Raw genomic sequence first — 9285 nt, 5'->3', positions numbered from 1 at the left:
CATGGCCTCATCTTCTCAAGAGTTGAGGCCTCCACGAAACCCGGAGCGATTCATTCATCGACTTTGCTCGCGAAGCTCGCTAATCATGCAGACCGTGAATAAACCCTGGAGCGGATGTACCTCGGCGACCTACTGAGCTGTACGAATAGGTTATGGTGATACCTCATTAGCCTGTGGCATGCAGAGGTGCCCGATGATCATCCCAAGCACAGCCATCCTGTTCGCCCAGTAAAAACGCTGGGCAGATCAAGTGTTGTTCACAAGCCTATCAGAGCTCCCTCCGGAAGAGCTCACCAAGGAGCGCCCAGGCCCGCTCAAGAATTTCATCTGCCCATACTCCAACGCCATCCGCGGCAATATTGACGTCACGCTGACACGGGTCGACTGACTCATAGTCACTTCGTCATATCAGATGAACCGGAATGCCAAGCTTCTCGGGCAAACACCGAGAAAGTTTGGCTGACCGCTTTTGGCCGCTAGCTGCCCTCAACATCTAGCCACGATTCCTCCTTGTGCTCAGTACAGGTCGTTGCGTTTGGCTGGCTTGATCACCTGGAAGAAGCTGTAGCCCAGGCCGATATCGGTAACCACGCGGGTGCAGACGGCGGGGATGGCGATCAGTGCATGGATGAGCATGGCTGTGGCCGCGTAGGCGGCGAATTCGATGCTGCGCAGGGCTGACGGCAGGGGATCGCGGCGGCTCTCCAGCAATTCCTGGCGCAGGCAGGGCAGGTCGGGCCAGTGCTCCTCTTCCACTCGCTGGCGCATGGTCTGCGGATACAGGTTGCGGCTGCGGCAGCCACGGCGGAAGGCGCGCCACATGCGCCGGGGCTGCAGCACCAGGCCGGTGGAGAGGGCGATTAGGTTCATGGTGCCGAGCAGCGGCGAATTGAGCATCGAACCGGTGCCCAGTTCCCAGGCACTGACTTCGCCCTCGCCGATGCGCCCGGTGCTGTAGCCGGTCACGATATGGTGCAGGTCATGGTACTTGAGGTAGCGGTGACGGGTTTCGATATTCGGCAGCGGCACCAGCAGGCAGCCGGTATAGACCGGCACGGTGCAGGCCTGGCGGTCGGCGGTGTCGGCAAAGCCGCAGCGGCGGTAGAAGGCCGCCAGCTCGTCCTTGAGCGTCATCTTCGTTTCCTTCGGTCAGTCAGCGTGGGTACAGCGGCGGCAGCGGGCTCGGTTCCTGCTGGCCGCTCGGCGTTTCCGGGGCCGGCAGGCTGCGGATCGCCTTCCACAGGCCTTCGCCCTGCCAGTACTGGCCGCTCTCGCTGTACAGTGCCCCATTCAGTTCATCCAGTGCCTCGGACAGCGGCACGAAGCGGGCGGCCATGTCGGCCAGGGTTTCCGGTTGCTGGCGGGCCCAGGCATCCAGGGCCTGGCGGGTGGCCTGGCTGTCGTTGGCCAGGCAGGCGCGCTTGAGGTCGTCGAGCAGGGTGCGCGGGCTGGGGCCGGTCTGCGCCGTGGGCAGGATCGCCGGCTGGCGGCGCGCCCGCCACCACAGGCCGAAGCCGAGCAGGGTGGTGCCGGCCAGCAGGGCGCAGGCCAGCTGCCAGGGCCACAGCGGCGGTGCATCGGCGCTCGGCAGCGGCGCCGGGCTGTCGACCGGGGCCTCGGCCTCCAGGGCCGGGTTGCTGGCCACTTCCAGGGTCCGCGCCGGCAGGCTGGTGCGCTCCAGGCGGTCTTCAGCGGTGTTCCACCAGACCAGCTCGACGGCGGGCAGGCTGATCCGGCCGCTGCGGTTGGCCACCAGTGCTTCGCGCTCTTCGCGGCTGCCGAGCAGGCCGCGTTCGCTGTTCTCGTTGTTCAGCAGCGGCTGGTCCGGATAGCGGCGCAGGCCTTCGCTCTGGCTCTGCGGCAGCGGCGGCAGTTGGGCGCTGGACAGGCCTTCGGCGCGCAACAGGATGCTGCGGGTCAGGGAATCGCCGACCCGCAGCTTGTCCGGCTCCGGATTCCAGGCCTCGCTCAGGCTGATGGCGCGGGCCGGCAGCCAGGGCGCATCGCTCGGGTAGCTGGCCGGCTTGGCCTTCACCGTCAGTGGAATCACCGGCGACTTGACCCGGGTCAGGCGCCCGGGGCGCGGGCCGAACGGGTTGTAGTCGTCGGCGCTGGAGCGCTCCACCGGGGTGGCGCTGAACAGCTGCGAGGGAATGCTCAGCTCACCGCTCTTCTGCGGGAAGATCGCGTAGCGCACCTCGATCACGCCGTGGCGCACGCCGTTGAGCGCCTTCTCGTAGGTGCGCGGTTCGCCGAGTTGCTCGACCCGGGCGTCGGCGATGCTCAGCTGGGTCAGGCTGATGCTGTCGGGGTACAGCGACACCGAGTGGTAGATGCGCAGGGTCAGCACCGCCTGGGCCTGCACGTAGACGCTTTCCTGGTCGAGGCTAGCGTCGATGAAGATCGGCGCCAGCTTGCCGTTGGCGTCGCCGCCGTTGCCCTTGAGGATCTGCAGGGTGATGGCCTGGCTGCTGGCGTCACCCAGCTTCAGCGGCGGGATCACCACGTAGCCGCTCTGCCGCGGCAGCAGGGTGACGATCCAGCGGGTGGTGGCCTGGGTCTTGCCGTTGAAGGTGGCCAGGCGGTTTTCCTGGCGCGTGCTGACCACTTCGAACAGCGGTTCCAGGGGCGCCAGGTCGGGCTTGCCGAACACCGTGACATCATCCGATTCGAGGATCAGGTCGAGGCTTTCGCCTTCGCTCAGGCGGGCGCGGTCGACCGTGGCGGTGAGGCTGGCGGCGCCGGCCTGCAGGGCGAAGAGGCTGAGAAGGAGGGCGCAAAGCAGGCGGCTCATCGAGACTGTTCCTGACGCTGTTGCTGTTCATAGAGGAATTTGCGCCGCAGCAGTTCGCCCGGCTCGTCCGGGATCTGCCGCAGCCACTGTTCCAGGGCATCGCGCTGTTCGCCGCCGAGGGCCTGCTCGGCAGCGGCCTGGGTGCCGTCGTGCGGGGCGTTGGCCGGTGCCGGTTTCTGGCCTTCGGCGGGCCCCGGTTGCGCCGGCTGTTCGGCGGGCTGCGGCTCGCCGGCTGGGTTCGGCTCGGCGGCCTTGGCCTGGCTGGATTCGCTGCCGTCGTCCTGCTCCTGCTGGCCGCCGGGTTCGGCCTGCGGCTGGCCGGCAGCGCTGGATGGCGTCGACTCGCCGCCCTGATCCTGCGCCTGGTGGTTCTGCTGGTTCTGCTGGTTCTGCTGGTCGGCTTGCTGCTGTTGTTGCTGCTTCTGCTGTTGCAGCAGTTGCTCGATCAGCGCCTTGTTCTGCTGCGCCACCTGCAGGTCGGGTTGCTGCTCCAGGGCCTGGTCATAGGCATCCAGCGCGGCCTCCAGCTCGTTGCTCTTGGCCAGGGCGTTGCCGCGGTTGTAGTGGGCGCTGGCGCTGTCGCTCAGGGCGAAGCGTTCGGCGGCAGCGGGGTAGTCGCCGGCGCGATAGAGGGCTTCGCCCTGCCACTGCGGGTCGGCGAAGCGCTCGGCGGCTTCCCTGGGCTTGTCTGCTTGCAGCAGGCGCTGGCCTTGCTGGTCCGGGCGCAGCCACAGGTCGCGGAACTCGAAGGCGTAGCTGGGTTGCGGCAGGGCCAGCAGCAGGAACGGCAGGCCGAACAGCCAGCCGCGGCGTCCGGCGCAGGCGGCCAGCAGCAACAGCGGCAGCAGCAGCCAGTGGCCCTGGTCGGCCCAGGCCGTGAGCAGGGTCGGCTCGCCATCCTCGCGCAGGGCCTGCGGACCGTCGAGCAGGCCGAGGCCGCGCAGGTCGCGGTCGTCCAGGCTGGCCTGGCGGTACTGGCCGCCCAGTTCGCTGGCAAAACGCCGGAGTCCGGCGCCGTCCAGGCGCGGCAGGAGGATGGCGCCCTGGGCATCCTTGAGGAAGCTGCCGTTCTCGCCGAGGATCGGCGCGCCCTGGGCCGTGCCGATGCCGAGGATGCGCAGCTGTTCGCTGCGCTGGCCCAGGACCTGGCGGATGCCCTGGCGTTCCTCCTCGCTCAGGGCGCTGGTGATCAGCAGCAGGCGGCCGCGGCCCTGGGCGCCCTGTTCGAGCAAGGCGACGGCCTTGGCCATGGCCAGGTCGGCGCGCCGCCCGGGCTGCGGCATGATCGAGGGTTTGAGCGCATCCAGCAGGTTGCTGGCGGTGGCCAGGTCGTCGGACAGCGGCACCAGGGTATGCGCGCTGCCGGCATACACCAGGATGGCGGTCTGCGCATCCTGGCGCGCGCGCAGCAGGTCGAGCAGCTTGCGCCTGGCCTGGCTCAGGCGATCCGGCGCGGCATCCCCGGCGAGCATCGCCGGGGTCAGTTCGAGCACCACCACCAGCGGGTCGGCACGCTTCTGGCTGGCCTGTTCGACGCGCTGCCAGCTGGGGCCGAGCAGGGCCAGCACGGCCAGCAGCCAGGCGAGGCCGAGGGCGATCCACGGCAGGCGGTTCTGCCGGGTGCGGCCGCCGGTGAGCAGCGCGGCCTGGAACAGCGTGGGCAGCAGCAGCTGCCAGCGCCCGCTGCGCCGTTCGCGGTGCCACAGTTGCCACAGCAGCCAGGCGCACGGCGGCACCAGCAGCAGGCTCCAGGGGCGCAGCCAGTGTGGCCAGAGGGCGGCGAGTTCCATCAGGCGGTCCTCCGCAGGCGCTGGCGCAGCTGTTGCAGGCTGTGCGGCCACAGTTCATGGGCCACCAGCAGCAGGCTGAGCAGCAGCGCCGCGCCGAGCGGCCAGCCGTACAGGGCCAGTGCCGGGCGGGCGCGGGTGGGCTGCTGGGCGGCCGGTTCGAGGCGGTCGAGGGCCGCCTGGATGTCCTGCAGTTCCTCGCTGCTGCGCGCGCGGAAGTAGCTGCCGCCGGTCTGTTCGGCGATGTCGATCAGGGTGGCCTCGTCCAGCTCGATGCCCGGGCTGATGCCGAGCATGCCCATCAGCCCGCCCGGCTGCGGATCGGCGCCGATGCCGATGGTGTAGATCTTCACCTGCTCCTCGGCGGCCAGGCGTGCCGCGGTGCGCGGTTCGATCTCGCCGCCGTTGTTGGCGCCATCGGTGATCAGCACCAGCACCCGGCTGTCGGCCGGACGCTGGCGCAGGCGCTTGACCGCCAGGCCGATGGCATCGCCGATGGCGGTCTGCGGCCCGGCGATATTGATCAGCGCCTCGTCCAGCCAGACCCGCACGGTGTGGCGGTCGAAGGTCAGCGGCGACTGCAGGTAGGCCTGGCTGCCGAACAGGATCAGGCCGACGCGGTCGCCCTGGCGCTGCTCGATGAAGTCGCTGAACAGCAGTTTGACCAGCTCCAGGCGCGACACGTCTTCGCCGTCCCACTGCATGTCGCTCTGCTCCATGGAGCCGGAAACGTCCACCGCCAGCAGCAGATCGCGGCCGCTGGCCGGCAGCGGCAGCGGTTCGCCGACCCATTCCGGGCGCGCCGTGGCCACCAGCAGCAACAGCCAGAGCAGGGCGAACGGGGCCTGCTGGCGCCAGGCCGGCAGGCTGGCGCGGGCGCGGCGGCCGCTGAGGCCTTCCAGCTCGGCGAGGAAGCTGACCTTGAGCGCCGCCTCGCCGCTGTCGGCCGCCGGCAGCAGCCGGCGCAGCAGCCAGGGCAGCGGGGCGAGGAGGAAGGCCCAGGGCCAGGCGAACTCAAACATGCTTGCGAATCCAGGTGTCGACGGCCTGGTTGAGGCCGGCGATGGCCTTGTCGTCCAGGGTGCAGCCGGCGCGGTAGCTGCCTTCCACCAGCACCATGTAGCGGGTCAGGCCGGCGGCCGGGCAGCGGTTGTCGAGGAAGGCCAGCCAGGCGCGCCCGCTCAGGGTATGGCTGTGGTCCTGCGGGTAGTGGGCGCGGCACAGGCGCTTGAGCAGGGCGTTCAGCTGCTGCAGCCAGGGCCCGGCAGGGGCGCCGTCGTAGGGCTTGCGCAGGCTGGCCAGCTCGCTCAGGGCGGCCAGGCGCAGCGGGTCGAGCGGCTGTTCGGCCTGTTGCCGGCGCTTGAGCTTCGGCAGGTAGCGGCGCAGGTACCACAGGCCCCAGAGCAGCAGCGGCAGCAGCACGGCCAGCAGCCACCAGCCGGGCGCCGGCGGCCACCAGGCAACGGGCGGCGGGGCGATGGTCGGTTGCAGCTGGTCGAGCGGGTTCACGGGCGTTTCCCCGGGCGTTGCAGGCCGTTCAGCTGTTCGCGCAGCTGCTCGATCAGTTCGCTGGCGGTGGACAGCGGCAGCAATGGCACGCCGAGTTTCTGCGCCAGGCGCTGCCAGCGCGCGCGGCGCTGTTCGCCGAGGGCGTGGTAGGCGCTGCGCAGCTCGGGGTTGTGGGTGTCCAGTTCGAGCTGCGCGCCGTGCTCGAAGAAACGCAGCAGGCCGGCGGCAGGCAGGGCATGGTCGAGCGGGTCGGACACCGGCAGCAGGAGCAGGTCGGTGTGCCGAGCGAGCAGGGTCAGCTGCTGCTCGGCGGCGTCGCTGAGGGCGCGCTCGTCGCACAGGATGATCGCCAGGCTGCCCGGGCGCAGCACCTCGCGGGCGCGGCGCAGGGCCAGGCCGAAGCCGTCGCGGCCGTTCTGCATTTCGCTGTGCAGGGCCTGGTTGGCCCGGGCCAGGCGGTTGAGCAGTTGCAGCAGGCTGTGCTTGCTGCGCCGCGGCTTGATCTCGTGGTGTTCGTGGTCGCCGAACACCAGGCCGCCGATGCGGTCGTTGTGGGTCAGCGCGGCCCAGCCGAACAGGCTGGCGGCCTGGGCGGCCAGCACCGACTTGAACTGCAGGGCGGAGCCGAAGAACAGCCGCCGGCTCTGCTCGACCATGATGAAGATCGGCCGCTCGCGCTCCTCGTGGAACAGCTTGGTGTGCGGCTCCTGGGTGCGCGCGGTGACGCGCCAGTCGATGGTGCGCACGTCGTCGCCGGGCTGGTAGACGCGCACCTGGTCGAAGTCGACGCCGCGCCCGCGCAGCTTGGAGTGGTGCAGGCCGATCAGCGGGCTGCGCCGCGCCGGGGTGGAAAACAGCTGCACCTCGCGCACGCGGTGACGCATCTCGATCAGCTCGGCGAGGCTGACGCGGATTCCGGGTTGCGCGGGCAGGGCGTGCATGGCTTAGCGGGCCTGGCCGTGGCGAATGCGGGTCGGCATCAGGCCACCGCCACCACGTCGAGGATGCGCTGGATCACCCGGTCCTGGTCGATGCCGGCGGCTTCCGCCTCGAACGACAGGATGATGCGGTGGCGCAGCACGTCGAACAGCACCGCCTGGATGTCTTCCGGGCTGACGAAGTCGCGCCCGGCCAGCCAGGCATGGGCGCGCGCGCAGCGGTCGAGGGCGATCGAGCCGCGCGGGCTGGCGCCGTAGGCGATCCACTCGGCCATCTCGGGGTCGAATTTGGCCGGGGTGCGGGTGGCCATCACCAGCTGCACCAGGTATTCCTCCACCGCATCGGCCATGTACAGACCGAGGATTTCCTCGCGCGCGGCGAAGATCGCCTGCTGGGTGACCCGGTGTTCCGGCTTGGCTTCGCCGTTGAGCGCATCGCCGCGGGCCTGGGCGAGGATCTTGCGTTCCACGCTGGCGTCCGGGAAACCGATCTTCACGTGCATGAGGAAGCGGTCGAGCTGGGCTTCGGGCAGCGGGTAGGTGCCTTCCTGCTCGATCGGGTTCTGCGTGGCCATCACCAGGAACAGCGGCGACAGGTCGTAGGTGCTGCGCCCGACGCTGACCTGGCGCTCGGCCATGGCCTCGAGCAGGGCCGATTGCACCTTGGCCGGGGCGCGGTTGATCTCGTCGGCCAGCACCAGGTTGTGGAAGATCGGCCCCTGCTGGAATTCGAAACTGCCGTTTTCCGGGCGATAGATCTCGGTGCCGGTGATGTCGGCGGGGAGCAGGTCGGGGGTGAACTGGATGCGGTGGAATTCGGCCTCGATGCCTTCGGCCAGTTCCTTGATCGCCTTGGTCTTGGCCAGGCCGGGAGCGCCTTCGACCAGCAGGTGGCCGTCGGCCAGCAGGGCGATCAGCAGGCGTTCGATGAGTTTTTCCTGGCCGAGAATCTGGGTTGCAAGAAAGTGTCGCAGCGCAACGAGCGCCTCACGATGTTCCATCGAGGTTCTTCCTGAAAAGGGACTGACGGGTAGCCGAAAACACCCGATCGGGGTGCCAACTCTACTGCATTGTGTGGCGAGCTGGCAGGCCTGGGCGCGCGCAGTGCCGGCCAGTTCCCCTTTTGCGCCGCGAGGTCGCGGCTCAAGCAGACCGTGTCGGCGCGTCGAAGTTCAGCGCCGGCGCCTGCGCGCTGGCCGGCAGCGGGGTGGCGCAGCGCAGCGCGCTGTTGGCCGGGGCGGGGCCGCGTACCTCCAGCGCGCCGAACAGGCGCACGGCCAGGTAGTAGGCGAACGCCAGCGGCCAGACCATGCCGGCCTGGCGCAGCATCTGGAAGAACAGCCGGTCGGCCTCGTGCTTGGCCAGCGGGGCGACGTTGAGGTACTGGTACAGCGCGTCGTGCACCAGGCTGGCCGGGTGGGCCAGGGGCCAGAACACCTGGCTTTCCTGCACCTGGCCCTGCTGCAGGCGCAGGATGGGGTGGCGCTTCTCCCACCAGTCGGGAATGCCGAGGATGGCCAGCCAGTAGAACGGCACCTTGGGCGTGCAGCCGTCCCAGGCGTAGGTGCGCGGACGGGCGAAGTCGTAGCGCACTTCGCCCTGCTGCAGGTCGACGCTGGAGTGCCCCGGATTAATGATCAGCAGGCCGTCGTGGATGATCAGCCATTCACCATAGAAGTAGCGCCCGGCGAACTGCTCGCAGCGCTGCAGCAGGGGATAGTCGATGTAGTTGAGCCAGGGCCCGGCATGGTCGCGGCAGGCAAAGCCCCATTTGCCCAGGTCGGCCTGGCGCGCCGCCTCGGCCCGGCGCAGGCGCTCGCCACGGCCGATCCAGCGCGGCAGCAGCACGCCGAGGTAGACCGGCACGCCGGCCCACAGCAGCGGGACGAGCAGTGGCGGCGCAAGCCAGGCGGCCAGACCCAGCAGCAGGGCGCCGATGGCACTGACCAGCAGGTTGCCGAAGTGGCGCAGCAGCGAGCGCGTGAGAGGACGGTTGGCCATGGTTTCCCTACCAGGCTGCGAGGAAGCCGGCACCTTAGCAGCTCATCGGCGCATCTGTGTAGGCGCGCGCATGGCCGCGGCGCAGCATGGCGATGAACGAATATGTCGCAGGGCTGCAAGCGTGGTTTCACGCGCACTGGCTAAGCTTGGCGTGACCTAGCGGTCGTCGTGTGTACTGCCCGGTTTCCTGCATGGCCTAGACTGCCTGGAACCGGCGCTGCAGCCTTCTGTCTGCAAGCACGCGCGGCGCCTCCAC

8 protein-coding genes are annotated in these 9285 nt (G+C 69.3%); all 8 read right to left on the bottom strand.

Annotated elements, in window-relative coordinates; translation table 11 throughout:
* Positions 1–516: 516 nt before the first annotated feature.
* The 8 genes from F3I16_RS13105 to F3I16_RS13070 all read right to left on the bottom strand — a co-directional run bounded on the left by F3I16_RS13105 (position 517) and on the right by F3I16_RS13070 (position 9029).
* Positions 517–1134 carry a hypothetical protein gene (locus tag F3I16_RS13105; RefSeq protein ID WP_160494022.1) on the bottom strand — a complete coding sequence of 206 codons (618 nt, stop codon included), beginning with the start codon at positions 1132–1134 and terminating at the stop codon, positions 517–519.
* A 19-nt stretch (positions 1135–1153) separates the two neighbouring features.
* Positions 1154–2794: a BatD family protein gene (locus tag F3I16_RS13100; protein WP_160494021.1), complete on the bottom strand. Its 1641-nt coding sequence runs from the start codon at positions 2792–2794 to the stop codon at positions 1154–1156.
* Positions 2791–4584, bottom strand: a complete 1794-nt coding sequence (locus tag F3I16_RS13095; protein ID WP_160494020.1) for a VWA domain-containing protein — start codon at positions 4582–4584, stop codon at positions 2791–2793. The genes F3I16_RS13100 and F3I16_RS13095 overlap by 4 nt, the downstream gene beginning before the upstream one ends.
* Positions 4584–5603, bottom strand: a complete 1020-nt coding sequence (locus F3I16_RS13090; RefSeq protein WP_160494019.1) for a VWA domain-containing protein — start codon at positions 5601–5603, stop codon at positions 4584–4586. The genes F3I16_RS13095 and F3I16_RS13090 overlap by 1 nt, the downstream gene beginning before the upstream one ends.
* Positions 5596–6090 carry a DUF4381 domain-containing protein gene (locus F3I16_RS13085; RefSeq protein ID WP_160494018.1) on the bottom strand — a complete coding sequence of 165 codons (495 nt, stop codon included), beginning with the start codon at positions 6088–6090 and terminating at the stop codon, positions 5596–5598. Before F3I16_RS13085 ends, F3I16_RS13090 begins: the two co-directional genes overlap by 8 nt.
* A complete protein-coding gene (locus F3I16_RS13080) occupies positions 6087–7031 on the bottom strand; it encodes a DUF58 domain-containing protein (RefSeq protein ID WP_160494017.1) in 945 nt (314 codons plus the stop codon). Before F3I16_RS13080 ends, F3I16_RS13085 begins: the two co-directional genes overlap by 4 nt.
* A gap of 38 nt (positions 7032–7069) precedes the next feature.
* Positions 7070–8029 (bottom strand): MoxR family ATPase, encoded by a 960-nt coding sequence (locus tag F3I16_RS13075; RefSeq protein ID WP_160494016.1) that lies wholly within the window; start codon positions 8027–8029, stop codon positions 7070–7072.
* 142 nt (positions 8030–8171) lie between these two features.
* Positions 8172–9029 (bottom strand): DUF1353 domain-containing protein, encoded by an 858-nt coding sequence (locus F3I16_RS13070; RefSeq protein WP_160494015.1) that lies wholly within the window; start codon positions 9027–9029, stop codon positions 8172–8174.
* Between the last annotated feature and the right edge of the window lie 256 nt (positions 9030–9285).

Source organism: Pseudomonas sp. L-22-4S-12 (genome assembly GCF_009799935.1).
Lineage (GTDB): Bacteria > Pseudomonadota > Gammaproteobacteria > Pseudomonadales > Pseudomonadaceae > Aquipseudomonas.
The sequence above is the reverse complement of the archived record's forward strand: the minus strand, read 5'-3'. Positions and strand labels throughout refer to the sequence as shown.